Raw genomic sequence first — 25,199 nt, forward strand, 5'->3', positions numbered from 1 at the left:
CCACCGCCCCGGGCCCTGGCGTCCTGCCGTCGTCGCCCGCTTAGCTTGAACGTTAGAATTTCCTCACAACAGGCGGGAGCAGGGCGCATGGCAAACTCGGGTTCGTTCAAGAAAGGGCAATCGGGGAATCCCGGCGGGCGACCTGCCGCGCTCTTAACGCCGCTGTTGCGCGAGATTATGGCGGCGACCGATGCCGGCAATATCAGCAAGGCCAAGCTGCTGGCGCAAACGCTTGTGGACAAGGCCATCTCTGGCGACATGGATGCAATCAAAGTTGTTCTTGATCGAATAGACGGCAAGGTGGCTCTGCCGATTGAGGGCAACGATATGCCGCTCGCCATGACGATTAAATGGGCGACAGGCACGTAAATATGTTTTCATCTTGTGTAGCCAGTTGTGTAGCTAGGAACAAGACAGCTAAATAAGCATCAGCATAATCAGTAAGTTATGTCTGATATGAAGCTTGGTATCTGGAATGTCTATTTCGGACCCCTCAAACTCGGACGACTGAACGAGCGACACCTGCGGTTCTGCGCTGCCCGAAGCTCGTCGATTGGCCGACGATCGCGGCGCTGACCGGTCTGCTCATCCTGACCAAGGGCGTCGAGTTGAGCGGCTATCTCGACAGGCTGGCGCTGCGCATGGCGCGAACATGCCGACGGAGCGCGCGCTGGCGCTGTTTCTGGTGCTGACATCGGCACTGCTGGCGACGGCCCTGACCAACGATATCGCGCTGTTCATCGTCGTGCCCTTGACCTTGAGCCTGCGCATGCTGGCGCAACCGCCGATTGCGCCTGATCGCTTTCGAAGCGCTCGCTGTCAATGCCGGTTCGGCGCTGACGCCGGTCGGCAATTCGCAGAACCTGTTTTTATGGCATCTCTCGGGAACCTCGTTTCTCGAATTCACGTGGGCAATGCTGCCGATGTTCGGGTTGCTGCTGGCTTTGCTCGTCCTGCTGACGGCGGTTCGCTTCTTCCGGGAAGCAAATTCATCTGACCGCTGACCCCTGTGCCCGGAATGTAACGATGCCTGCCCACTGCCTCGCTCGCGCTACCTGCCGTTCCTGATTCTGATCAATCTGCGCATGCCGCTTGCCGCGCTGCTGCTGGTGTTCACCGTATATCTATTGCTTTCCGCCTCGTGCTGGCCAGAATCGATTGGGGATTGATCGCGGTCTTCATACTGATGTTTATCGATTTGCGTTTGCTGGCCCACCTGTCGCCGGTGCGGGATGCGATGCGGCTAGCCGACCTTGCCCAGGCCGAAGAGCTGTTTATGGGGTCCGCGCTGACTTCGCAATTCATCAGCAACGTGCCGGCGGCGATTCTGCTCGCCGAATATATTCACGCGATTGGAAAACCATCGCTTATGGCGTCAACGTCGGCGGGTTCGGCTTTGCTGTCGGCTCGCTCGCCAATCTGATTGCGCTGCGCACGGCTAGTGGCGGCGAAAAAATATGGCGGCTGTTCCATGGGTTTCTCGATTCCGTTTTTGTCGTAACCGCTTCCGCTGTCTATGCATGGTTCATCGCGACAGCATGAGCGTCGGCGCTCCACGCAGAATTGGCAGCTGATCCTACGGGGCCCCACGCCCTTTCACACTCTTGGATTGAGAACGATTATTGTTTATACTCGCACTCACCGTCCACACAGTCAAGAGAAAAGCATGCTCAAACGTTTCTTCTTAACGCTCGTTATGCTGCTGGCCGCAGCGCCGGTATTTGCGAAGGAAGTCGTCGTCTACTCCGCCCGCAACGAACAGTTGATCAAGCCGCTGTTCGATGCCTACATCAAAAAAACGGGCGTCAATATCAAATTCGTCACTGACAAGGAAGGCCCGCTGCTCGCGCGCTTGAAGGCTGAAGGCGCAAATACACCGGCCGATGTTTTTCTCACCGTCGATGCCGGGAATTTGTGGCAGGCGGCGAGCGAGGGTCTGCTGCGCCCGGTCGAATCGAAAACGTTGAACAGCAATATTCCGGCGCACCTGCGCGATCCGCGGAATCGCTGGTTCGGCCTGTCGGTTCGCGCCCGCACCATCGTCTACAACACCGGCAAGGTTAAGCCGCCCGAGCTTTCGACGTATGAAGCGCTCGGCGATCCGAAATGGAAAGGCCGCTTGTGTTTGCGCACTTCGAAGAAAGTCTACAACCAGTCGCTGGTGGCGATGATGATCGCCGAGCACGGTCCGCAAAAGACGGAAAAAATCGTCGATTCATGGGTTGGCAATCTGGCGACCGATGTATTTCCCGATGACACCAAGCTGATGGAGGCGGTCGCCGCCGGGCAATGCGATGTCGGCATCGTCAACACCTATTATTTCGGACGCCTGCTCGAAAAATCGCCGAAGCTGCCGCTCGCGCTGTTCTGGCCGAACCAGAAAACCAGCGGCGTGCACGTCAATATTTCCGGCGCTGGCGTTACCAGACAAGCGAAGAATCCGGACGGCGCGGTCAAACTGCTCGAATGGCTATCGGGCGCCGAAGCGCAAAATATGTTCGCCGATGTGAATCTAGAATATCCGGCCAATCCGTCAGTGAAAGCGGATGCCGCGGTCGCCGCGTGGGGCACCTTCAAACCGAATCCGATCAACGTCGTCAACGCCGGCGAAAAGCAGGCCGAGGCGGTGAAATTGATGGATCGGGCTGGGTACAAGTAAGCATTTAAAAAGGCTCTGGCCTGGCTGCATTCAAGCTTCGAGAGTTGTGAAGGACATGAATGAATATAAGGAAGGCGCGCGCGTGTTGCGGGCGGCGCCTTTTTTAATCGCGCTGCTGGTGCTGGTTCCGATCGGCATCATTCTGTCTTCGTTCCTGACACCCGCGGATGATATCTGGCGGCACCTGGTCGAAACCACGCTTGCCGAACTCATTTTCAACACCCTGCTGCTGGCGGCCGGCGTTGCCGTCGGCACTACGATGCTCGGTGTCGGTCTGGCCTGGCTGACAGCCGTGTGTGATTTTCCGGCGCGCAAGTTTTTCTCCTGGGCTTTGCTGTTGCCGTTAGCGCTGCCTTCTTACGTAACGGCTTTCGTTGCGCTTGGTATTTTGGACTACACGGGTCCGCTGCAAACTGCGCTGCGCGGCTGGTCGGGTTCCGGGCTCGCGTGGTTTCCGCAGGTCCGCGGTGCTGGCGGCATCATTGTTGTAATGAACCTCGCTTTGTATCCTTATGTTTACCTGCTTGCCCGAAGTGCGTTTCTCACGCAGGGTCGGCGGGTGCTCGAATCCGCGCAGGCGCTCGGATTGACCCAAGCCGAAGGATTTTTCCGCGTCGCGCTGCCGATGGCGCGACCGTGGATTGCCGCCGGCGTCATGCTGGCGCTGATGGAAACGCTCGCCGATTTCGGCACGGTATCGGTGTTCAATTACGACACTTTCACGACAGCGATTTACAAAGCGTGGTTCGGGCTGTTCTCGCTGCCGGCGGCATCGCAGCTTGCTTCGCTGCTGATTGTTGTGGCATTCGCGCTTCTGGTCGTCGAGAGCCGGTCGCGCAGGCGCATGCGTTTCGCCGAAAACCGCCCCGGCGCGCGCGCGGAACGCATCGCCTTGCGCGGCTGGCGCAAATGGTCGGCGTTTGCGTTTGCCGCAACGGTGTTCGTGTCCGGATTCGCGTTGCCGCTGGCGCAATTGACGATATGGGCCAGTGAAACGGCGCTGCTGGATATCGATTCGCGCTATTTCGGTTTTCTCTGGCACTCGCTTTTGCTCGGCGCCATGGCGGCGTTACTAACCTGCGTCATCGCGCTGTTGCTGGCCTATGCCAAACGCGTAACGCATGATCGCTGGACGCTGGCGGCGGTGCGCATCGCGACCATCGGCTATGCGCTGCCAGGCGCAGTGCTCGCGGTGGGAGTTTTTATCGCCTTCGCGGCGCTGGACAATGCCTTGATCGCATTTTCCATGCATTTTTTTGACGCCAACCCGGGGCTGATCCTGCAAGGCAGCCTGTTTGTCATGCTGATTGCATACGTCACGCGTTTTCTCGCCGTCGGCTACAGTCCGATCGACAGCGCGTTGCATCGCGTCACCCGCAATGTCGATGAGGCGGCGATCAGTCTCGGCGTCGCGCGCGGCTCCATGCTGGCGCGCGTGCATCTGCCGATGCTGCGCGGCGGTCTTTTTACCGCGGCGGCGCTGGTCTTTGTCGACGTGATGAAAGAAATGCCGATCACGCTGATGACGCGGCCGTTCGGCTGGGATACGCTGGCCGTGCGCATTTTCGAGATGACCTCGGAAGGCGATTGGCAGCGTGCGGCTTTGCCCGCAATCGCTCTCGTGTTGGCCGGCCTGCTGCCGCTCATCTGGCTGATGCGGCAGACCGAGAACGCGGAGCCTACGCGGCGACTGGTCGCGCAGCGAAACGCGCCGGCTGGCCTGATCGTTTACGCTAAACCTTAGGCGCCTTGGGCAATAAATTCGGACGTTGACCCTAATCCGGCCATTGCTGTCTTCCAGGGAACCGCCTATCGGAGGATTGTTGCAGGCCGCTCATTCTACAAGCAGCAGCGCTGTGGCTAACTTTCCCAGCATGCCTCCCTTACTCGAAATCATCGGGCTTACGCAGCGTTATACCGATGCCGATGTCATCCGGAACCTTGGTTTCCGGATTGCGAAAGGCAGCATAGGTTGCTTGCTCGGGCCGAGCGGTTGCGGCAAAACGACGGTGTTGCGCTGCATAGCCGGCTTCGAGACTATCGTCGGCGGCGAGATCAAAATCAACGGCGCGGCGGTCGCGCGTCCCGGCATGCATATCCCGGCCGAGCGTCGCCGCGTCGGCATGATGTTCCAGGATTACGCGCTTTTCCCGCACCTGACGGTCGCAGCCAACGTCGGCTTCGGCTTGCGCGATCGGGCGTTGCGCAAACAGCGGGTCGCCGAACTGCTGACCACGGTCAGCCTGCTCAAGGAGGCCGAGCAGTATCCGCACGAGTTGTCCGGCGGACAGCAGCAGCGCGTGGCGCTGGCGCGGGCGCTGGCGCCCAGGCCAGAGCTTCTGCTGCTCGACGAACCGTTTTCGAACCTCGATGTAGATCTGCGCGAGCGTCTTTCGCTGGAACTGCGCGCGATTCTGAAGCAGCAAAACGCGACCGCGATCATGGTCACGCACGATCAGCACGAAGCATTCGCGATCGCGGATGAGATCGGCATCATGCAGCACGGCGCGATCGGGCAATGGGACACGCCGTACAATCTTTACCACAAGCCGGCCAACCGCTTCATCGCGGATTTTGTCGGGCAAGGCGCATTTCTGCCCGGCATTGCGCTCGGCGACAACCGCATTGAAGTCGAGCTTGGCGTCCTGCGCTGTACGACCGGGGATTGGCCGAAAGGCAGCGCCGTCGAAGTCCTGTTCAGGCCCGACGACATCCTTCACGACGACAGCAGTCCGCTGAAGGCGAAAGTGCTGCACAAGGCCTTCCGCGGCGCTGAATTTCTTTACACGCTGCAGCTTTGGACCGGCAGCCGGGTTCTGTCTCTCGTGCCCAGCCACCACAATCATGCGATAGGCGAAAAGATCGGCATACGGCTCGAGATCGATCACGTCGTCGCCTTCGATCGTTCGCCAGCAACAGGATCGCGGCCAGAAAGAGCGTTCGCGGCTGGCTGGCGTCGAGATACCTGAACAGGGACGGGGGTCCGCTCATCCGCTTTCCCCGAGGAAGGTCGGCAGCGCGCAGCGATCAGCGCGGGAGCATGCGCTGGAAAACGCCGTCTCGATCGATCAGCCAATGCTTGAGCGCGGCGAGCACATGAATCCCGATCAGCACGATGAACAAATACGAAGCGTAGAAATGTATTTCGTTAAAAATACTTGAAATGTTTTTATCTTCCCAGAACACTGACGGCAACGGCAAGCCGAAGAATTTAATGCCCCACTTGGTGAAACTGGATTCGAGAAATCCGCTCAGAGTCATCACGATGAGGCAGATGTAAAACAGAGTGTGATTCAGCTTCGACGCGCTGATTTCCCAGCGAGGCATCGTGACGGGAAGCGGCGGGGCCTTGTGGCGCAATCGCCACCAGATCAGATAAACGATCGGCAGCACAGCAACCAGCCCGATCGATTTGTGCAGGTTGTACCAGAAAGCAACGGGCGGCGTTTTCTTGGGAATCTCGACCATGTACCAGCCCATGATATACAGGGCGAAAATCAGCAGCGCGAGCAGCCAGTGCGAAACCTGGGCGCTCGCGCTATAGCGCTGAACTGAGCGCTGGGTGGCATCGGCAACGTGCGGAGCAGCCACGTTATTTGGCATCCTCGGCAATTACCACACCCCAAGGACGCTCGCCGACCTTGATGTCCTTGATCTTTTTGTTGGTCCCGGTGTCGATCACCGAGACCGAGTCGGAACGGCCGTTGGCGACGTAAAGTTTTTTGCCGTTCGGCGTGATATCCATATTCCATGGCCGCTTGCCGACCGGGATGGTCGCAATGATTTTGTTGGTCGCGGTATCGATGACCGACACCGTCGCATCCTTGCCGTTGGAAATGTAGACGCGCTTGCCGTCCGGGCGTACCGCGACGCCGTTGGAGAACTTGCCGCCTTTGATCTCGGCGACGACCTTGTGCGTTTTTGGATCGATCGCATAGACCATGCTGGCGATCTCGGAAGCGACATAAGCCCGGCTGCCGTCCGGCAAAAAGGCGATGCCGCGCGGACGCTTGCCGACCGGGATCTGCGCCACTTGCTTCTGTTTTTCGACATCGACCACATCGACCTGCTCGGCTTCCTCGGCGCTCACGTAAAGCCATTTGCTGTCGGGGCTGAATACCGCGTGCTCGGGATTTTTTCCCTTGACCTTGATCGATGCGCCTTTTTCCTTGCTTTTTGTATCGATCAGCGTTACGGCATTGCTGATCTCACTCGCAACCGCGATCCATTTTCCATCGGGCGAAATGCTGACGCCCTCGGGCGATTCGCCGAGCTCGATGGTGCCGGTCGCCTCCTGCTTCTTGAGATCGATAATGACGAGATCATTATTCGGCTGGTCGCTGACGTACAGATAATCACCCGCTTTGCCGAGCGCCAGGCCACGCGGCTTGTCGCCGGCCTTTATTTCCTTGACGACTTCATCGGTGCCGGTATCGATGACGGAAATCGTGCCGCTGACTTCGTTCGGCACATACGCAAGCGGCGCCGCAAAAGCGAAAGCCGGCAGAAGACCGGCTATGATCGCGACGATATGACATGTGAGTTTTTGCATAAAGGGTCTCCTCATTTGGGCGATGCGAGTCTACCGGAGTGCATAAATCGGGCCACAAATGAGTAGACGCACGTTGCCGGAGCTGGTTCCGTAACGGAAATTGCGCTCGATCGTTCCAGCTACGGCACGGCTTAAAACAATTTTACAAGCGTAGCCACCACGCCAACGGCGACGACCATCATGCTCCCCAGGCGCAACGTCAGCTTGTATTCCAGCTCCTTGAGTTCTTGCTTACGACCAAGCTCAAGCTCCTTGAGGTCTCGTCTCAGGGCAAGCTCAAGCTCCTTGAGATCTTTCTTGGTGGCCAGATTGTTTTCGATAATGCTTGATAATACTTCGGCCTGAGCCTCGGCCTGCTCTTCGGTGAAGCCGACCGTTTTGAGTCGTTACACGTAAGCGTGGGTATCAAAAACCGCACCCATTCTGACCGCCTTTATTTTTCTGATTCCTCAGAATAGCATACGTGGAAACAACAAAAACGGCGCCCGCAGGCGCCGTTTTGAACTTGCAGTACTTGCGTCTTAGAAGAACAGAATCGCGCCGACTGCGATAGCGTCTTCCTCGATTTCGCTACCAATATGATTTTCCGAATTGGTGCGGATGTATTCGGCAACCAGGTTCAGGCTCTTGGTCAAAGCGTGGTAGACACCGACGACGTACGACTCATTGTTCTTGAGTAACACGCCGCCCAAGGCTGCCCGGTCAGCATCGGTTTCGCTGAGCCGGCTGGTACCGTAACTCACGCCGATCTTGGTTGCGCCGAGTTTGGCCGCCAGTTGCCCATAACCACCGTACGATTTGCGCTCAGCACCGGTGTTGTCCGCAGCCAGAATGAACAAACCGATGGTTCCCAGTCCCTTGCCGTAATAGCTGTACACCACACCTTCCAAAATACCGAGGTTGGCTTTGAAACCACCGTCGACGCCCCAGGAATCAATTTCATCGTTGAAGCCCGCGACCGCAACACCCGGCGTCAACTCGTTTTGCTGATACAAGCCGCTGGCCCAAATTTTACCACCCAGTCCCGGCGATCCGGCTGCCGCGCCGTAGTCAAACGCGAGTTTGGCCTGGAACATCGGCGTTTCGTTGGCGGTATAGTTGAGAGGGTCGCCTGTGGCGGTAGTGCCCGTCGAACCCGCATTCAGCGGCGTCATCACGGAGACCGAAAGTTGCGGGCCGCCGAGAAAGCCGAAATCCTGCAACTTCGGCGTGGAATAGGTTATTTGCGGAATCCAGTCCGTATAAACATAACCCAGACCGATACGACCAAGCGAAGTGTTGCTTGGCGCTGCGTTGGTACTGGTGCTGCCAACACCCAGCAGGGTCATGTCGCTCAGGATGGCGTCGGAGCCGAACAAGCCGATATCGCGGCCCATCTTGATGGTGCCCCAGCTTGCATCGCCAAACGTCAGGAAGTTTTGACGCATATCGATACCGGTTGTGCCTAACGCAATCGGGCTACCGGGACTATTCGCGTTACCGCCACCGTCGGCAGTCACGCTGTTGATACCCGGGTAAAAACCGAGCGTCACGCCGACATCGAATGCGCCCTGACGGCTCTTCGCGCTGAGCACCAATGCCGACGGCAACAAGCCGCTGCGTACCGAAACCGGCTCGCCACCGCCGCTGCAAGCCAGGCCGCCCGCCACAACCGCTGTCGAATCGTCGCACGATGCGTAGGTGTAAAACGCGTTCACGTTACCGGAGAAATCGAGATCCCACTCCCCGGCCTTGAAACCGATACCGGCGTTGGCGGCAGACGCACCCAGAAAGGCGCAGGCGCCGGCAATCGCCAGACTTAATTTTTTAGGCTTCATCATCAAAACGACCTCCTGAAAGTTATTCGGAAACACAACCTGCTGGCAGGTGAGGCCATCGTGCAATGGCAGCCAACGCAGTGTCAACGAAACCGCGGGGAAAACGACGTTTTAAGGCGCTGACTGTTGCAGAAATGCTACATCGGGCAATGAAACGATTTTTCAGGCGGGCTATGAGCTTAAGCGGAATGCAAAGCGAAACGGAAAACCGATGTTGCGCTTGACCAACAGGCGCGCGCCTTCTGAAAATCTCTAGTCAAACAATAAGCGCTTGACGCTGGGCTGCGCATGCGGACGGCGGCAGAAATGAATACCGCAGCACCACAGAAAAGGGGGGAACACACATAAGCATAAGCGCTCGCCGTTTCATACGCTTGGTCCCAAGCGGTAAGATGCCGACACATCCGAATAACTTTTCCGCCATGCGCGCTGCCCGTTCGATCAATCAGTTGATGCTCAGCTATGCCCTCGGCTATTGTCCTTGGTCGCCGCCAGTGCCGCGCTCGGCGGCAGCGCCTTGTATCTTTGGCGGCAGGCAAGTGAAGAATCGCTGCGCATCAATGCGATGATCGAACAGGTCCAGGAAATGCGCGGCAACCTGTATCGCCAGGTCAAAGAAGTGTTCGACGCCGTATTTCTCGACGATGACGCGGCGATCGTGCAATACCGCGAATATGAACAGCGCATAGACGCAGGTTTTGCCACCCTCCAGAAAATCGCCCGGGAGCCGGAGCAGGACGCGGTTGCCGGCCTCGCCGACGCTTACCGGGAGGTCAAAGCGGAAGCCGATGGCTTGCTCGCCTCGGACGCGGAATTACCCTCGGCGGCGCGGCGGAAATTGTTCGATACCGATCTCGAACTGGGGGCTTTCGGCGCGTATGAACTCGCGTTCGAGCGGATCGAGCGTCTGGTCAACGCGCAGAAAGCGCAATCGCGCAGTCGCCTGACGATATTGAACCGGCTGGCGCCGCTGCTACTTGCGCTGCCGATTCTGCTCGCTATCGGGCTGTTCATCTACTCGCGTCTGTTTCTGCAACGCGCGATCGTACGCCCGCTGCTGGCGGCGCAAAGTGCGACGACCATGATCAGCCGCTGCGATCTCGCCCAGCACGTGCCCGAACGCGGTGCGGCCGAACTCGTCATGCTCGCGCAATCGGTCAATCATATGGCCGCGGACCTGGCTGATAGCCGGGCGGCTCTGCTGCGCGCCGAGAAGCAGTCGACGCTTGCCGCGCTGGTGCCTGTTGTCGCGCACAATATCCGCAATCCGCTCGCCAGCATCCGCGCGACTGCCCAGGTTCTCGGCGATCCGGCGCTGTCCGCGGAACTGCGCGACGGCTTGCACGACATCATCGCCACCGCTGACCGCCTCGATCGCTGGACCCATGCTCTGCTCTCGTATCTGAACTCCTTGCAGCCGCAGCGCACGGCGTGCAAGTTGCCCGAGTTGCTCGACGACGTGCTGCAGCTTTTGCGCGCTCGTCTCATCGAGAAAAACATCAGCGTCGAACGCCAGGGCTGGAGCAATGCGCCGGGCGCCCTGCTCGATACGCAACTGATGGACAGGCTTTGCATGGCTTGCTGAGCAATGCACTCGACGCGTCCCGCAACGGTGCGAAACTGCTGTTGGGGGTGAGAAAAAGCCGCGAGTCACTCGAATTGACCATCGCCGATCAAGGCGGCGGTTTGCGCTTCACCCCGATTGCTCAGGGCTTGTCGACCGGCCCGAGCGACAAGCACTATGGCACCGGCCTCGGTATTCCGTTTGCGATGAAAGTGATCGACGTGCACGACGGTAAAATTGAATTCCGCGCGCTCGACAGGCACCGAGGTGCGTATCCTGTTGCCGCTGCCGAGCGTGATTAGCGAAGAAATCTGATGGCTGAATTGGCGGGAGACCCGGCGCAAATCTTGCGCGAAAGCTTCGCCCAGGCGCGCGGCAAGGCGCGCATTCTGTTGATCGAGGATGAGGCCTTGTTCGCGCGCGCGGTCAAAAAGCGTCTGGAAAAAGCCGGGCACGAATGCGCGCTCGCCGGGACGCTGGCGAACGGCCGCGAGCTTTTGCGCAACAGCCCACCCGAACTGATTCTGCTCGATCTGCGCCTGCCCGACGGCAACGGTTTCGATTTCCTTGCTGAACTGCGCGGCGATGGCAAAGCCCCGCCTGTATCTGAAGAAGCCGGTCGATCTCGACGAGTTGCTGCTGGCGGTCGAAAAAAGCAACTCGCACCGCCGAATTGCATCATCGGCTCGACTATTCGCGCGAACGCGACAGCCATGCCGTCGAAGGCGCGCTGTTGCTCGGCGAATCAGCGCCGATACGCAATCTGCGCGAGCAAATCAGCCATCTTGCCCGAATCGCGCCGGCGGAATCGCAGCCGAACGTCGCGCAGCCGACCGTACTGATTACCGGCGAAACCGGCGCCGGCAAAGATGTCGCGGCGCGCTTGCTGCATCTGTCGAGCGCCAACCGCGCGCAGCCTTTCGTGCAGGTCGATTGCGCGTCGCTGCCGCGCGAATTGATTGAGGCCGAGCTGTTCGGCCACGAAAAAGGCGCGTTCACGGGATCGCACGGTGCGCGCCCCGGGCTGATCGAGGCCGCCGAAAACGGCGCTCTTTTTTTGGACGAGGTCGGCGAGCTGCCGCTGGAATTGCAAGTGAAGCTGCTGAACGTGCTCGAGCGGCGCAAAAGCCGCCGCCTCGGTTCGGTCAAGGAATATACGATAGGCGCGCGCATCATGGCCGCGACCAATCGCGATCTGCCGCAAATGATCGCGCAAGGCAGCTTCCGGGCCGATCTTTATTACCGGTTGAACGTCATCACACTCACCGTGCCGCCGCTGCGCGCGCGCGGGGATGATATCGTTTTGCTCGCGCGCCATTTCGCCGAGCAAACCGGGCGTCGCTACGGCCTGCCGCCCGTCGTGCTGGCTGCGGATGCCTTGCCTGCGCTGTGCGCCTATCATTGGCCAGGCAACGTGCGCGAGTTGAAGCACGTGATCGACCGCGCGGCTCTGCTCGGCGGCGGCCGCGCGATTTCGGCCAGCGATCTCGGGCTGTCGCCGCAGCCAACTGCATCTCACGCCCAAAACGAAGCGCTCGCCTCGTCTGTGCTATTGCACGGCCTGACTCTCGACGGCGCCGAGCGTCTACTCATCGAGCGCGCTTTGCGCGATTGCAACGAAAACGTTTCGGAAGCAGCGCGCCGTCTCGGCGTCAGCCGTATGACCTTGCGCTACCGGATGGAGAAGTATTCGCTGAAGGGCAGTTAGGTAGCACGAGTGTTGCTGAAGCAGTTCATCGCTTCAAGATCAATTCCTCCTTTTAGCGCCGGGCTTCGTGCCCGGTTTTTTTGCCGGGCGGTGGTTGTAGTCAACCACTGTGGTCGTATGCAGCCAAATCGCAGATGCGTCCCGATTGTAAAATCCTTACTCTAGCGCAGCGCGCTACGGCCCTGAACCAGTCGATGTGAAGCAGCGATTGCGTGGCACACTGCTTGCGTTGCCTGCGTTTTGCGCATCATTTCTGAATCAAAAAAAAGAAAAACCCTGGAGGAAATATGGAAGCACCGCGCACCCTGCGCCGCACCCGGCTCGCCATCACCATTGCCCTTGCCTTTCCGATCCCCGCGTTTGCCCAGCAAAACCCCGCCGCGCAACTTGAAGCACCGACGGTGGAGGTGGTCGGCACCACTCCGGTGCCGGGCATCGGCACGCCGAGAGACCAGATCCCATCCAACGTACAGTCGGTTACCGCGGCCGAGATTACCGACCAGCAATCGTCGAACATCCCCGATTTACTCAACCGCAATCTGGGCAGCGTCAACGTCAACGACACGCAGGGCAACCCGTTCCAACCTGAGGTCAATTACCGCGGGTTCAACGCGTCGCACCTGCTCGGCATTCCGCAGGGTTTGTCTGTATATCAGGATGGCGTGCGCGTCAACGAGCCGTTCGGCGACATCGTCAACTGGGATCTGATTCCGCAATCGGCGATTTCGACGATCAACCTGATTCCCGGCTCGAACCCGCTGTTCGGCCTGAACACGCTGGGCGGCGCATTGTCGATACGGACCAAGAGCGGCAAGAGCTATCCGGGCACGCTGGCCGAGATCTACGGCGGCTCTTTCGATCGCCGCGCGGTATCTGTCGAGCACGGCGGCGAGCGCGGCCCGTTCGATTATTTCGTCACCGGCAACTGGTTCAAGGAAGACGGCTGGCGCGATTTTTCGGGCAGCGACGTCAAACAGTTATTCGCCAAGGGCGGTTATGAAACCGCCAATTCCGACCTTGATTTCAGCGTCACGCATGCCGATACCGATCTGATCGGCAACGAACTCGTGCCGCTTGCGCTGTTCAACCAGCGCAACCAGAACGTCTACACGCTGCCCGACCAGACGCAAAACCGGATGACCCTGCTGAACCTGACAGGCAGTCGTTTCCTGACGCAGAACCTGCTGGTCGCAGGCAACGTTTACTACCGTCGCAGCGACCGCGACGGCAATAACGGCGACACCAATGATGATTTCGAGGATTCGCCGAACGATGCCGCATGCGATCCCGCCGATTTCGCCGATCCCGCCGACGCCGCGACTTGCGCTGCCGCAAACGCCGGCGGCGGAATCAACGCGGACACCGCCGCAACGAACCGGACGCGAACCCGACAGGATGGATCGGGCTACACGCTGCAACTGTCCGATGTACGCGAAACCAATCAGGCAACGGTCGGCACGACCTTCGACCGCAGCCGTAGCAGCTTCGAACAGTTCACGCAGGAAGGCGTATTCAGCGACGTGCGCAGCGTGATCCCGACCGACGACGAAGTGATCGAAAACAACCTGATCGGCCGCACGCGCACGTTCAGCCTGTTCGCCACCGACACCTACGCGCTAACGCCGCAAACGCATGTCACCGCATCGGGTAGATATAACCACACGCGCGTTGAAAATCGCGATCAGCTGAGTTCAACGCCGCCCAATCTCGACGGCGATTTCACGTTCAACAAATTCAACCCGGCGCTCGGCCTCACCCACGCTTTTGTGCCTGCGCTGACCGTCTATGGCGGCTACAGCCAGGGCAATCGCGCGCCGAGTCCAGTAGAACTTGGCTGCGCCGATCCGGCCAATCCGTGCACGCTGCCGAACGCGCTGGCCTCCGACCCACCGCTCGAGCAGGTTGTCGCGCGCACGCTCGAAGCCGGCCTGCGCGGCAATCCGCGACGCGATATCAACTGGAATCTCGGCGTGTTCCGCACCAAAAACAGCGACGACATCATATTCATCAGCACCAGCGCCGCGGCCGGCTTCTTCACCAACTTCGGCGAAACGCAGCGCGAAGGCATCGAGGCCGGATTGAATGGGCGCAGCGGCCGCTTCAGCTGGAACGCCGATTACAGCTATATCCGCGCAACTTTCCAGTCGCCGGCGTGCCTGCTCGGTGAAAACAACAGCTCGCGCGGAACCTCGGCCGCTTGTGCCAGCGATGACGAGATCGCGGTGGCGCCGGGCGACTCGATCCCGGGCATTCCGCGTCACAGCGTCAAGCTCGCAACTGATTACGCGGTCACCGACACCTGGTCGGTCGGCGCCGACGTGCGCGCGTTTTCGAGCCAGTTTGTGCGCGGCAATGAAAACAACACCCATCAGGCGGGAACCTTCACCGACCAGTTCGGCGAAACGCGGACCTTCCTGAATTCCGGCGAGGCCTCGGGCTTTGCCGTAGTCAATCTGACGACGCGTTATCGTATCGCGCGCGATTGGGAGATATTCGCGCGCATCGATAATCTGTTCGACCGCGAATATTTCAACGGCGGCGCGCTCGGCGAAAACACGTTCAGCGCGGCGGGCGCTTTCCTGACCAATTCAGAAGACTGGACGCGCGAAACTTTCTACGCACCCGGCGCGCCGCGAGCGGGCTGGATCGGCATCCGCTACACAATAGACCGGAAATAGCGATCGAACGGCCATGAGGGAAGGCGGTCAACCATCCATGCTTTATTTCACCACGATCACCAGAAAGGATATCGCCATGATGAAACGAACGAAATTCGCTGTGACTATGCTGACCGCATTGGGCGTCGCCTGCACAGGAATCGGCGTTGCGGGTACGGCAGCCGCACAGGGCAGCAAGGCCGGCAAGGATGGCATCGAACAATGCATGGACACGGTACTCAAGCAGAAGCCGGGCAAAGTCGCTCAACTGGAAAAGAAGATGGAGAACGGGAAGCCCACCTTCGAATTCGAAGTCACCGGCAACGACGGCAAGAATTGGGACGTTGAATGCACAGCCGGCAAAGTCACCGAAATCGAGCAGAACGTCGGCAGCGCGGATGATCCGCTGTTCAAGGCCAAGATGAAGATCAGCGAAGATGAAGCCAAAAAAATCGCGCTCAAGGCGCATCCCGGAAACATCGAAGAACCGACCGATTTCGAAATCGAGCCCGACGGCAAAGCGTCTTATGAATTCGACATACAGACCGAAGGCGGCAAGGAAATGAAAGTCGAAGTCGACGCGACCAGCGGCAAGATCGTCGAAGCCAACCAGGAACTGTGGGGCATCGGCGAAGACGAATCAGCGAATATGGGCAAGAAATAAGCGTTTTCAGTCGTTAAAAAAGCCGCCTCCGGGCGGCTTTTTTATTGCATGCTGCTTAGCGCAGCAACGGAAACGTTCCCAGGCCCTCGCGCAACTCGTCTGGATTGGAATTCCGGTTAGCGGGGCACAAGACAGCGAGTCCGGATAAAATAACATCGCGCCGGCAAGCACGCCGCCGCGATATCCTGGAGATCTCCATGAAAGCAATCATGCTGCGGATTGCGCCGTTGCTGCTGGCCACGCTGGGCGCCGCGCAAGCGGCGGGCGACCTCACGCGCCAGGAGCCCGTACTTGTTACGGTAAAACTCGGCGATGAAAAGGGTGCGCTGCGTTTTTTTCCGGCCAATGTCGCATTCGAAACCGGCAAGCTGTATCGCCTGCGGCTGGAAAATCCGAGCAAGGAAAAGCATTATTTTTCATCGGCCGGCCTGGCCGAGGCGGTATTCACGCGCAAGGTCGAAGCGCACGGCAGGGACGGCAAGCCGGTCGCCGAAATCAAGGGCGCGATCCGGGAAATCGAGGTATTCCCGGGAGGCGTGGCCGAGTGGTGGTTCGTGCCGCTCAAGACCGGCAGCTTCGACGATCTGAAATGTACGATCAAAGGCCACGCCGAAGCCGGCATGACCGGCAAGATCGAAATCCGCTAAATTCGTCAATGCCAGCGGCTGGTCGTCCGCGAAGCCGGGCGGCGCTCACGTCACCGAGAAAAATCTCTGAGTAAGCGTAAGTCAGGGTGCGTAAGCTCCCTGACAAAGATCGCTCAATCGATGCTGTCAGGGAGTCTTCGGCACCCTGACCTACGGATTTTCTTCGTCGCTTAATCGGGGGCCGAACGAAATATATGGCATTTAACTTTGGAGCGCGACACTGCGTCGAACGCGTCACGCGCAAGGTTTTATGGCAACGATTCGGCGGCGTTCATGCGTTCGACCAGCTGATCGTGCTGGTCGGCGGCAAACAGGCGCAACCTGACGCCGACAGGCAGGAAAGCCGGAAAAGCCGGATCGACGATTCCGGCCTCGCTCAGCGCTTGTACAGCCGCATCGTCGCCGGCTTCCAGCGCGGGCTGATTCGGATGACAGCATTTCACCAGCGCCAGAGAACGCGCGTTAACCTCGCCAGCCAACCAGGCGGCGAGGCTGTCCGACGTGACCTCCCAGTTCATCGGAATATCGCACGCCGTGTCGGCCATTTGCAGCGGCAGCCAGACCACCGCTTTGCCATGGCGCAATGCCGTGTGCATTTCGGCTGCGCTTTGCGCACTTGCCAGTTCCGTCTCGATGCCACAGAGCATCAGCCCGAACTGCTGCATCGCCATGAGCGCCATGCGGTGCGCGACGGCGTCGTCGAATCGCCAGTGCCGCTGTGCATTGCGCACCTCGTCGGCAAAGCCGCCGCCGCCCGGCACGACGATCGCGCGCCCGCCGCCGCCCTGCGCGATCGCCTGCAGCCATCGCGCCAGGTGCTGCGAGCGCGCGAGACTGCCGCCGAGTTTGATGACCCATAATCCGCCTGCAGCTCCCGGCAGAATCGCCGGTTCTGCCTGAGCGATTCTGCCTGAGCCGACACCGTTATCCGACACCGCTCATCGCGCTTTGCTGCAGCAGGCGCAGCATGGCAGCGCCCTTGTCGAGGGTTTCCTGATATTCGTCGGCGACGCGCGAATCAGCAACGATGCCACCGCCTGCCCAGAAGCGAACGGTGCCGCCGGTTGGCGGCGAATAAATCATGGTGCGAATCGCGATATTGGTGTCCATCCGGCCATCGAAGCCGAGGTAGCCGATCGCGCCGCAATAGACGCCGCGGCGATGCGGCTCGAGTTGTTCGATGATTTCCATGGCGCGCAACTTGGGGGCGCCTGTGATCGAGCCGCCCGGAAAGCAGCCGCGCAGGAGCGCGATCGCGTCCCTGCCCGGCGCAAGCTGGCCGACAACGGTGCTGACCAGATGGTGCACGGTCGGAAAACTTTCGATGGCGAACAATTTCGGCACGCGCACCGAACCGGGCGCGCAGCTTTTCGACAGATCGTTGCGCAGCAAATCGACGATCATGACGTTTTCGGCGCGATCCTTTTCGCTTTCCTGCAGCGCTTCGCCGAGCGCCGCATCGAGACGCGGATGGCCGGCACGCGGACGCGTGCCCTTGATCGGCTTGGTCTCGACGCGCCCGTCGGCATCGACTTGCAAAAAGCGCTCGGGCGATGCGCACAGAATCTGCGCCCCCGGCGTATTCAGGTAAGCGGCGAACGGCGCCGGATTGATGATACGCAGCGCCTGGTAAGCGAGCCACGCGTCGCCGGTCGCCGGCGCGGCAAAGCGCTGGGCGAGATTGACCTGATAGCAGTCGCCGGCGCGAATGTAATCCTGGATGCGCCGGAATGCGCGATCGTAGGTCTCGCGCGTCATGTTCGAGGCGAGGGCAGCCTTGATCCGGAACGGCGCGCGGAAACGTTCGGCAACCGGCGTTTCGAAGCGCGCAAGCAAGTGCGGCCAGCGTTGCGCCGTCGCCGCATCTCGACCGCTTGCAGCAAGCACGGTTCGCCGCTCGAGATGATCGATGACGAGCGCCCAGTCATAAAAGCCGATGGCCATTTCGGGAAGCTTTTCGGCATCTTCGGCGATCGCCGGCAGGCGTTCCAGCCGGCGTCCGAGGTCGTAACCGAAATAACCGATGGCGCCGCCCGTAAACGGCAGCCCGGCGCGATGTCCGCCCATGTTTGTCGCCGCCTCCCCGCCAGGCAGCGCCGCTGGCCGCAAATACGCGCGCAGCAAATCGAAAGGATCATCGGGCGACAGACGATTTTCCGCAGCGCCGCGAATCTCGGTCAGCTTGCCGCGCGTGGTCAAGGTCAGATACGGCTCGGCGGCCAGAATGTCGTAGCGCGATTGGCCGAGATGGTGCGCGCCGCTGTCGAGAAAAACCGCCCACGGCAGGTCGGCGATCGCCTCGAACAAAGCGGCGCTGTCCTCGCGATACGGCAGTTCGGCAAGCTTGGCGGACATGGGCGTTGGACTTCAGCGATGCGAATTAATGCTTGAGCCGATTTTATCGGAAACGCGGGCGACGCGGATTGCCGCCTGCCGAGGTCGAATCGCGGTGCAGGAAGCGTTTCATTCGGATGCCGCTATTCTTATGGCCTAACAGGCTGTTGAAAAACGTAGCGAGCGCAGCCAAGACGAGGTGCTGCGGGCCGAGAAAGCGGAATGTATATGGGAATACATGAGCATTTTGAGGCCCTGAGTAACGAAGTATTGGCAAGCGCAGTAGTTTTTCAACAGCCTGCTAAAGCTTCCGGCCGGAAAGCGCGAGGATCAAGAGCCTCGCGGACGCGATCGCGCAAGATCGCGGGCTATCTGTTTTCGTTCTTCGGTAGCAGCTTCTCGATTCGCTCAAGCCGAAACGACGCGGAGTTGATTTCCTTCCACGCCAGCCAGGCGACGCTGTAGGCCGGCGCGCAAGCGTTGATCCAGTCTTTGCCATGGGCTGGCTTGACCGGCTCCGGCTCCGTTATCAAGCTGGCGAAATCGGCATAGCGGCGCGCCATTCGTGCGGCGAGCTTGCGGGCGACAAAGCTGCCCGTTCCGGCGCCGATCACGGGCGCATAGGCGGACGCAAAACCGGCGGACGCAGCGCCGGCGTCCTGTACCCCGGCGGAGGACAACACGCGCTCGCACGCCGAATGGATTTTGCGTAACTGGCATTCGGCGAACCAGGCGGCGAGGCGTCGCCACGCGGCCATCGGCGCCGATTCGGAATCCGCGCCTATCATGCGGGCAAGGCGCCGCGCGCTGTCCGCCATGGATTTGCCGGCATTGTCGGCGGCCGGCATCTGGTCGGCGTCGTCCGGCAACTCGCCGGTCAGTCGATAAATGTCTGCCGTGGTCGCGAAGTTTTCGGCCATGACGTTTTGCCAGTCGCCCGCGAACGGCACGCGCGACGCCAGCGCCGCAAGCGGCGTTCGCACGATGCCGGTATAGACCAGTTCATCGCAGGCAAGCCGGCTGCGATCGTCGCGACCGCGCGCCGCGATCACGCCATCGCTGAAGGGAACGATATCGGTCGTCGTGCTGCCGATGTCGACGAGCAAACCATCACCGACCCGGCTGGCGCAGACCTGTGCGCTGGCAAGCCAGTTTGCGGAGGCGACTTCGGCGATAATGGCCGGATTGCCGGCCAGTTCAGACGCCGCGACGAAACCCCGGGCGCCTCGAAAAAACATTGCGTTCGCCGGCGCCAATCGACTGTTGATCGCCTGCGCCAGGCTTGTGACGCCCGCAGCGCGCGATGAGAAGCAATCGGCCAGTTCGCCGGTCATGGTCACGGCGTGCCGGGCTGACTCGGCCGGAATGGCCAGATCAATCAGCGTTGCGGCGAGTGCGGCATCGAATTCCTGCAAACCCAGCCAGAGCCGGCAGGGCCGCTGGCCGGCCTTCAGCACGGCGCCATTGCGATCGAGCACAACACCCTTCAGATGCGCGCCGCCCACATCCCAGCCGAAAACGTGGTCATCGCGGATTCGGTCGCCGCGTTTATTTTTTTTGGCCGGGGCGTCAGCGCCCGCTGCTTTATCGGGTGTCGAACGCTGCGAGGTCGACATCGACCTTGATTCCATGCGCGCGCTGGACGTGTAGCGGCTGCGTCGTATCGAGCAAGCCGAGAACCAACGCGGCCGGATTGCAGCCGAGCGATGCGTGCAAGCCGACATAGGAAGTGGTGAGGCGCGGGTTGACTTCGAGCACGATCGCATTGCCGTCTTCGGGCAAGATGAAATCGACGCCGACATAACCCCACGAGCCGGGAAAGGCGGATGCGATTCGATCAGCGAGCTGAGCGAACCGGGCCCGACTATCGTGCAAGCCATTCACCACGCTGCCGAGAAAGTGAAATTGATCGTCGCGAATCACGACGCGCTGGCGATTGCACGAAAGCAGTCGGGCTTCGCCGTCGCGGCACAGCATCGACAAGCTGCACGGTTCGCCGGACACAAACGGCTGCATGACGAAATCGATCTGGTCCGCCCCGGTTGAGCGTGCAGCAGCCCATTGCGCCGCGGCGCTTAAGCTGCGGAATAACCGCGTCTCCTGACAGCCGGCGCCATCGTCTGGTTTGACGACCCAGCTCCCCGGCCATTGTTGCGCGGCGCCCCCGCCGGATTCCGTAGACCCGAGGTGTGGCGGGCGTCGCGACGAAGCACCCGCATTCAGACGAAACGATGGCGCGGCGGCGTCTGCCGAAGCCATGCCGCTTTCATTCAGACGAAACGTTGGCACTGCGGCAACGCCAGATTTCTCGAGCGCCTGCGACGTCAGATATTTACTCGCCGCGACGCGCACCGCGCCCGGGCTGCTGCCAAGAAGAATGCGGCCGCAATCGAGCACCTGCCGGCTCAGGCTTTCGAGGCGACCATTCGTTTCCGGAGCGATCGGCCATACTGCGTCGGCCTGCATCGCGCAGCGCGTGAAGCTGCCGGATTCGGCCATCACGCTGCCGACGCGCGTTCCGGAACCGAGCTCGAGCGGACCAAGCCGGGGGTCGCGGCAGGTAAAAGCATCGATACCGGGAATCCCGGCGAGATCTGCGAGCAGCGCACGCGACATCATGTCGCCCTCGCGAGCGAGCGCTGGCGGCAACGGCGCATTTAGCAGGCCGCCGCCCGTGATGTCTTCGTAGGCAAAGACTCGCAAAGCGAACCGATTCTCCGCACCGATGAAATAAGCTGCCGCGCAAATGGCTACGCCACCGCGAACCGTAATGCTTCGCCCATTGCGGCGACTGCGTCAGGCCTGAACTCGTCGAAGGTCTTTCATGCTTCGACGGGCTCAGCACGAACGGCTCTTACTTTCGCCCTTACTCAATAACACCGCACTAGGCGTGGGCTGCGAATGGATGCGTCATGCTGCCTTTTTTCGCTACGACTTCGGACGCTTTCGGCTGCCCTGCGATCGCGCGCTTCAGTGCTTCCTTGGTGGCCGCGTAGTTGTAGTCCTGGATCTTGTTGTCGTCCTCGGCCAGCCAGTGGATGAAGACGCCCACACAAATGAACAGATTGTCTGCTTCATTCGCGGGAATCGTGCCGTCCTGCACGCAATCGGCAACCGCCATTGCGACCGCGCGCTGCGCCGGGCCGAACATCTGCACTGCCTGCGTCGCGCCCTTGATCGTGACCTTGTTGTACAGCAGCGTATTGGGCTTGGTCGCCAGATTCGGCGCGACCAGGGCGAGGAGCGAAGTGAAGCCATCCTTGTTGTTGGTCAGCGCATTGTTGAACGCCTTTTCGGCGGCGCTGCCGCGCGGACCGATGATGAGATCGATATGCGCGACCTCATTGCCCTCGCCGACCAGCGATTCGCCGACCATCACGCGGTCGATTTTCATGCCGCCGGCCGGGCGAGCCTGGCCGGCGCCTGCTGCGCTGGGAGCCGGCTGACCCGGCCGCGCCGCCGGGGCAGGGGCAGGACGCGCTTGCGGCGCGCCGGCTGGACGTTGCTGCGGTTGCTGCGCCTGTCCGCCCGGACGAGTGGCGGGCCGCGTGGGCTGCTTACCCATCCCGAAAAATTCCAGAATCCTGTCGATAAAAGACATCACCTTCTCCTCATGTCGCTTTGATTTAGCTGTCCGTAACTTCTAACCCGCCGCTGGACGCTGCATTGCGATCCAAGCCGCGCGCTGCGAAACCAGCGCCGCGACCTGGTCGGCAAAACAGTGTCAGGCGTGAGCCGCAAACGGATGGGTCATGCTGCCTTTCTTGGCAACCACTTCCGAGGCTTTCGGATCGCCGGCGATTGCCCGCTTCAGCGCTTCCTTGGTGGCCGCGTAGTTGTAGTCCTGGATCTTGTTGTCGTCCTCGGCCAGCCAGTGGATGAAGACGCCCACACAAATGAACAGATCATCGGCTTCATTCGCGGGAATCGTGCCGTCCTGCACGCAATCGGCAACCGCCATCGCGACCGCCCGCTGCGCCGGGCCGAACATCTGCACTGCCTGTTTGGCGCCCTTGATCGTGACTTTGTTGTACAGCAGCGTATTGGGCTTGGTCGCCAGATTCGGCGCGACCAGGGCGAGGAGCGAAGTGAAGCCATCCTTGTTGTTGGTCAGCGCATTGCAAAACGCCGCTTCGGCCGCGCTGTTGCGGGGGCCGATGATCAAGTCGATGTGCGCGACTTCATTGCCGTCTCCGATCAGAGATTCGCCTACCATTACGCGATCGATTTTTGCCATTATTGCTTCTCCTAGTGGGGTTAATTGACGATCCTGCGATCGGCCTTTTTTTGGGCGGCCTTTCGCGTTTTTACTCAAAAGCGAATCACTCGCCAGGGTAAAATCTGCATGCTCACACCGACTGCCTGTCCCGCTCGACAGTTGCTACCGATTCGTACTGCACAGCTTGCTGCTAACGTGAGGCGCCAATATCGGCGCGGCCCTGTTCGAGCTTCACAACGAACAGGCTGGCGACGCTCAGGTCGGCTGTCGCGCCGGGGTTCAGGCCATCGCGTTTCAACTCGCTATCCCAGGCGGCGAGTTTGCCGCACACGCTTTGCGGATCGCTCGCGCGAAGCAAACTCGCATCCAGCATTTGCGCCCGGAGGCTGACCCGGCGCGCGGCGGCCATGCCGGATTTACGCGCGATATGGGTATCAGCGAAGCGCGCCAAGAGATGCAGATAGCAGGCGCTGACCGCCCACGGTTCCGTCCAGCCGCGGGCGAGCGCGTGACGCAAACCCGGCGCGCCGATCTGGAACACTTCGGTAAAACCATTCGCGTACTGGCGCGCGATGCTGTCGCGAGCGGCTGCCTCGCGCATGGCATCGAGTAGTGTTACTTGCGGCGCGGGATCGGCGTTGCGTACGTCGTAGCGTGCGGCTGCGCCCAAACCGCCAGGGTTGGCAAGACGGATGGCGCGGAAAGTTTGCCCGGCGTCGGCGGCGTTCAACCCTGCCAGGGTAGACTGCAACGCAGCGCGCAGCGTTTGCCCCGGCTTGACTCGCAGCGCCGCGTGCGCGAGAGGCGCGCACAGCAGCACGATGCCGAGATTGGTATTGCACGAGACGACTTCGCGCGTCGCCTGCACGGCTTCGAATATGCGCTGGCCGACCGTGGCGCCGCTGCGGCTGATCGGCGCCTTGATCGCCGCGGCGCTGCGAACGAACTCCTCGACGGACATGCCGTGGCCTTCGCCATGCAGGCCGACATTGCCGGGCTTCAATGCCTCAAGCTCGGCGATGCACGCGTCATAAAGCGCGCTGGCAATGAAGCCTGGCTCCAAGCTCTTTTCCATGGCGGCGTGAACAGAACCGACACGCGGCGCAACGCTCAACATACGGCTTCCAGCGGCTGGCTCAGATGGCGGGCGATCAGATCGTCGACCAATGCTTGCGCGATATTTTTTTCGGTGACGCGCTGCAGGCCCTGCCAAGCCGGCATGCTGTTGACTTCGATCACGAACAGTTGATTGTCGGCGCCGCGCAGAATATCGACGCCGGCGTAATCCATGCCGACCGCGCGCGTCGCGTCCTGCGCCAGACGCTTCATGTGCCCGTCCATCGCATCCGTCGCGACTTTTTCACAGCGGCCGCCCTGGGCGACGTTGTTGATCCAGTTGCTGCCGCGCCGGATCATCGCCGCGACCGCCACGCCGCCGATCACGAATATCCGATAATCATGCCAGCCGCCTTGACCTCGTCCCGTCTCGACGAAGCTTTGCAGATAGCAAACCTGATTGTACTCGGCGAGTTCAGGTAGCTTTACGGGCGGCTTTGCACCGGCTTGCAGCCTTTGCAAACCGGCGCCCTGCGAGCCAAACAGCGGTTTGATCACGACATCGCGCCCGGCCACGGTTTCTCGCAGCAAGATCGAGCGCGCCTGCGCCGCACTTTCCGTAACCCAGGTCGGCGGCGTCGGAATTCCCGCATTCTTCAACAGAAAACTGGTCATCGCCTTATCGACGCTGCGTTCGACCGCGCGAGCGCTGTTGTATACCGGTATGCCTATTTCGCGCAGCGCATGCAGGATGTCGAGGCGCAATACAACCTGCTCGAGCGTGCCGGCGGCGATGCCGCGCACGAACACGGCGTCGGGCAGGCGCGCGTCGAAACCCGGCATGACAATGCCCTGAATGCCGTGCTGTAAATCGATGCGGCAATCTTCGAGCTTCACATATACGCTGCTATAAGCGCGCGCTTTGAACGCACGGCGCAACTGCGCACCGTGCCAGCCCGGATCGTCGGTCGCGATCGCGATGCGGCCCGCTGCCGGGCGCATCGTTCGCGGCATTGGCCGCGGCAGCGACGTCAGACTCACGCGCGCCTCCGGCAAAACCGCAAGCCCCTCAAGGCCCGCCTCCGAACGAAGCGTTGAGCAACGCCATGTCGATCTTGCCGCCGCGAAAACTGCTGCCGCTGTCCAGATTGCTGACGAGGACTTCGGCTGGCGCAAACAACATGGCATCGATCTCGTAAAAATCGTAGCCGCATTCTTTGAAGATGCGCGCGAACGGCTTGCCGTAATCTTTCGACGCACTGCTCGGCAGCTTTTGCGCGAGATCGGCCGCGGCTTCATCACTGCAGCGCAGGTATAGCTGG

Annotated in this window: 23 protein-coding genes and 1 pseudogene; 12 read left to right on the forward strand and 12 right to left on the reverse strand. The window is 60.5% G+C overall.

Annotated features, from left to right (window positions below; all coding sequences use genetic code 11):
- Positions 1-87 precede the first annotated feature (87 nt).
- The 6 genes from H0V78_12315 to H0V78_12340 all read left to right on the forward strand — a co-directional run bounded on the left by H0V78_12315 (position 88) and on the right by H0V78_12340 (position 5,628).
- A complete protein-coding gene (locus H0V78_12315) occupies positions 88-369 on the forward strand; it encodes a hypothetical protein (GenBank protein ID MBA2352523.1) in 282 nt (93 codons plus the stop codon).
- Between the two features lie 419 nt (positions 370-788).
- The gene (locus H0V78_12320; protein ID MBA2352524.1) at positions 789-1,004 is read left to right on the forward strand and encodes a hypothetical protein; all 216 of its coding nucleotides are present in this window, start codon (positions 789-791) and stop codon (positions 1,002-1,004) included.
- A gap of 137 nt (positions 1,005-1,141) precedes the next feature.
- Positions 1,142-1,423 (forward strand): hypothetical protein, encoded by a 282-nt coding sequence (locus tag H0V78_12325; protein MBA2352525.1) that lies wholly within the window; start codon positions 1,142-1,144, stop codon positions 1,421-1,423.
- Positions 1,424-1,666: 243 nt separating this feature from the next.
- Positions 1,667-2,659 carry a Fe(3+) ABC transporter substrate-binding protein gene (locus tag H0V78_12330; protein MBA2352526.1) on the forward strand — a complete coding sequence of 331 codons (993 nt, stop codon included), beginning with the start codon at positions 1,667-1,669 and terminating at the stop codon, positions 2,657-2,659.
- Between the two features lie 55 nt (positions 2,660-2,714).
- Positions 2,715-4,403, forward strand: coding sequence for an iron ABC transporter permease (locus tag H0V78_12335; protein ID MBA2352527.1), 1,689 nt, complete (start codon positions 2,715-2,717; stop codon positions 4,401-4,403).
- A gap of 130 nt (positions 4,404-4,533) precedes the next feature.
- Positions 4,534-5,628, forward strand: a complete 1,095-nt coding sequence (locus H0V78_12340) for an ABC transporter ATP-binding protein (protein ID MBA2352528.1) — start codon at positions 4,534-4,536, stop codon at positions 5,626-5,628.
- A 58-nt stretch (positions 5,629-5,686) separates the two neighbouring features.
- On the opposite strand, the gene H0V78_12345 is transcribed toward H0V78_12340, so the two are convergent.
- The 3 genes from H0V78_12345 to H0V78_12355 form a co-directional block, all read right to left on the reverse strand.
- Positions 5,687-6,250, reverse strand: coding sequence for a cytochrome b (locus H0V78_12345; protein ID MBA2352529.1), 564 nt, complete (start codon positions 6,248-6,250; stop codon positions 5,687-5,689).
- Position 6,251: 1 nt separating this feature from the next.
- Positions 6,252-7,211, reverse strand: coding sequence for a beta-propeller fold lactonase family protein (locus tag H0V78_12350; protein ID MBA2352530.1), 960 nt, complete (start codon positions 7,209-7,211; stop codon positions 6,252-6,254).
- Between the two features lie 521 nt (positions 7,212-7,732).
- Positions 7,733-9,115: a porin gene (locus tag H0V78_12355; GenBank protein ID MBA2352531.1), complete on the reverse strand. Its 1,383-nt coding sequence runs from the start codon at positions 9,113-9,115 to the stop codon at positions 7,733-7,735.
- Between the two features lie 394 nt (positions 9,116-9,509).
- Between H0V78_12355 and H0V78_12360 the strand changes: the two genes are divergently transcribed.
- The 6 genes and pseudogenes from H0V78_12360 to H0V78_12385 all read left to right on the forward strand — a co-directional run bounded on the left by H0V78_12360 (position 9,510) and on the right by H0V78_12385 (position 16,268).
- Positions 9,510-10,613: a HAMP domain-containing protein gene (locus H0V78_12360; protein ID MBA2352532.1), complete on the forward strand. Its 1,104-nt coding sequence runs from the start codon at positions 9,510-9,512 to the stop codon at positions 10,611-10,613.
- Positions 10,614-10,687: 74 nt separating this feature from the next.
- Entirely contained in the window at positions 10,688-10,894 is a 207-nt protein-coding gene (locus H0V78_12365; GenBank protein MBA2352533.1) for a hypothetical protein, read from the forward strand.
- A 12-nt stretch (positions 10,895-10,906) separates the two neighbouring features.
- Positions 10,907-12,300 (forward strand): annotated as a pseudogene (locus H0V78_12370) (sigma-54-dependent Fis family transcriptional regulator).
- A 287-nt stretch (positions 12,301-12,587) separates the two neighbouring features.
- Positions 12,588-14,978: a TonB-dependent receptor gene (locus H0V78_12375; GenBank protein MBA2352534.1), complete on the forward strand. Its 2,391-nt coding sequence runs from the start codon at positions 12,588-12,590 to the stop codon at positions 14,976-14,978.
- A gap of 76 nt (positions 14,979-15,054) precedes the next feature.
- Positions 15,055-15,621: a PepSY domain-containing protein gene (locus H0V78_12380; protein MBA2352535.1), complete on the forward strand. Its 567-nt coding sequence runs from the start codon at positions 15,055-15,057 to the stop codon at positions 15,619-15,621.
- Positions 15,622-15,830: 209 nt separating this feature from the next.
- Positions 15,831-16,268 (forward strand): biphenyl 2,3-dioxygenase, encoded by a 438-nt coding sequence (locus tag H0V78_12385; protein MBA2352536.1) that lies wholly within the window; start codon positions 15,831-15,833, stop codon positions 16,266-16,268.
- Between the two features lie 248 nt (positions 16,269-16,516).
- On the opposite strand, the gene H0V78_12390 is transcribed toward H0V78_12385, so the two are convergent.
- The 9 genes from H0V78_12390 to H0V78_12430 all read right to left on the reverse strand — a co-directional run.
- Positions 16,517-17,203, reverse strand: coding sequence for a hypothetical protein (locus H0V78_12390; protein MBA2352537.1), 687 nt, complete (start codon positions 17,201-17,203; stop codon positions 16,517-16,519).
- A complete protein-coding gene (gene pabB, locus H0V78_12395; protein MBA2352538.1) occupies positions 17,193-18,623 on the reverse strand; it encodes an aminodeoxychorismate synthase component I in 1,431 nt (476 codons plus the stop codon). Before pabB ends, H0V78_12390 begins: the two co-directional genes overlap by 11 nt.
- Positions 18,624-18,970: 347 nt before the next feature.
- Positions 18,971-20,218, reverse strand: a complete 1,248-nt coding sequence (locus tag H0V78_12400; protein MBA2352539.1) for a hypothetical protein — start codon at positions 20,216-20,218, stop codon at positions 18,971-18,973.
- Positions 20,187-21,305, reverse strand: coding sequence for an ATP-grasp domain-containing protein (locus H0V78_12405; GenBank protein MBA2352540.1), 1,119 nt, complete (start codon positions 21,303-21,305; stop codon positions 20,187-20,189). The genes H0V78_12400 and H0V78_12405 overlap by 32 nt, the downstream gene beginning before the upstream one ends.
- 181 nt (positions 21,306-21,486) lie before the next feature.
- Positions 21,487-21,996, reverse strand: coding sequence for a formaldehyde-activating enzyme (gene fae / locus H0V78_12410; GenBank protein ID MBA2352541.1), 510 nt, complete (start codon positions 21,994-21,996; stop codon positions 21,487-21,489).
- A gap of 330 nt (positions 21,997-22,326) precedes the next feature.
- On the reverse strand, positions 22,327-22,839 hold the full coding sequence (fae, locus tag H0V78_12415; GenBank protein ID MBA2352542.1) for a formaldehyde-activating enzyme: 513 nt from the start codon (positions 22,837-22,839) through the stop codon (positions 22,327-22,329).
- Between the two features lie 172 nt (positions 22,840-23,011).
- Positions 23,012-23,896 carry a triphosphoribosyl-dephospho-CoA synthase gene (locus H0V78_12420; protein MBA2352543.1) on the reverse strand — a complete coding sequence of 295 codons (885 nt, stop codon included), beginning with the start codon at positions 23,894-23,896 and terminating at the stop codon, positions 23,012-23,014.
- 35 nt (positions 23,897-23,931) lie between these two features.
- Positions 23,932-24,879, reverse strand: a complete 948-nt coding sequence (locus tag H0V78_12425; GenBank protein MBA2352544.1) for a RimK family alpha-L-glutamate ligase — start codon at positions 24,877-24,879, stop codon at positions 23,932-23,934.
- Between the two features lie 67 nt (positions 24,880-24,946).
- Positions 24,947-25,199: methenyltetrahydromethanopterin cyclohydrolase (locus tag H0V78_12430; GenBank protein ID MBA2352545.1), on the reverse strand; the 253-nt coding region annotated here is incomplete at its 5' end.

The organism is Burkholderiales bacterium (assembly GCA_013695435.1).
Classification (GTDB): domain Bacteria; phylum Pseudomonadota; class Gammaproteobacteria; order Burkholderiales; family JACMKV01; genus JACMKV01.

What these genes read in the sequence shown, in the direction of transcription:
- H0V78_12400 (MBA2352539.1), bottom strand. Translation starts at nt 20,218, where the DNA reads ATGTCGACCTCGCAGCGTTCGACACCCGATAAAGCAGCGGGCGCTGAC.
- H0V78_12350 (MBA2352530.1), bottom strand. Translation starts at nt 7,211, where the DNA reads ATGCAAAAACTCACATGTCATATCGTCGCGATCATAGCCGGTCTTCTG.
- H0V78_12335 (MBA2352527.1), top strand. Translation starts at nt 2,715, where the DNA reads ATGAATGAATATAAGGAAGGCGCGCGCGTGTTGCGGGCGGCGCCTTTT.
- H0V78_12380 (MBA2352535.1), top strand. Translation starts at nt 15,055, where the DNA reads ATGATGAAACGAACGAAATTCGCTGTGACTATGCTGACCGCATTGGGC.
- pabB (MBA2352538.1), bottom strand. Translation starts at nt 18,623, where the DNA reads ATGTCCGCCAAGCTTGCCGAACTGCCGTATCGCGAGGACAGCGCCGCT.
- H0V78_12330 (MBA2352526.1), top strand. Translation starts at nt 1,667, where the DNA reads ATGCTCAAACGTTTCTTCTTAACGCTCGTTATGCTGCTGGCCGCAGCG.
- H0V78_12375 (MBA2352534.1), top strand. Translation starts at nt 12,588, where the DNA reads ATGGAAGCACCGCGCACCCTGCGCCGCACCCGGCTCGCCATCACCATT.
- H0V78_12315 (MBA2352523.1), top strand. Translation starts at nt 88, where the DNA reads ATGGCAAACTCGGGTTCGTTCAAGAAAGGGCAATCGGGGAATCCCGGC.
- H0V78_12425 (MBA2352544.1), bottom strand. Translation starts at nt 24,879, where the DNA reads ATGCGCCCGGCAGCGGGCCGCATCGCGATCGCGACCGACGATCCGGGC.
- fae (MBA2352541.1), bottom strand. Translation starts at nt 21,996, where the DNA reads ATGAAAATCGACCGCGTGATGGTCGGCGAATCGCTGGTCGGCGAGGGC.
- H0V78_12420 (MBA2352543.1), bottom strand. Translation starts at nt 23,896, where the DNA reads ATGGAAAAGAGCTTGGAGCCAGGCTTCATTGCCAGCGCGCTTTATGAC.
- H0V78_12340 (MBA2352528.1), top strand. Translation starts at nt 4,534, where the DNA reads ATGCCTCCCTTACTCGAAATCATCGGGCTTACGCAGCGTTATACCGAT.
- H0V78_12385 (MBA2352536.1), top strand. Translation starts at nt 15,831, where the DNA reads ATGCTGCGGATTGCGCCGTTGCTGCTGGCCACGCTGGGCGCCGCGCAA.
- fae (MBA2352542.1), bottom strand. Translation starts at nt 22,839, where the DNA reads ATGGCAAAAATCGATCGCGTAATGGTAGGCGAATCTCTGATCGGAGAC.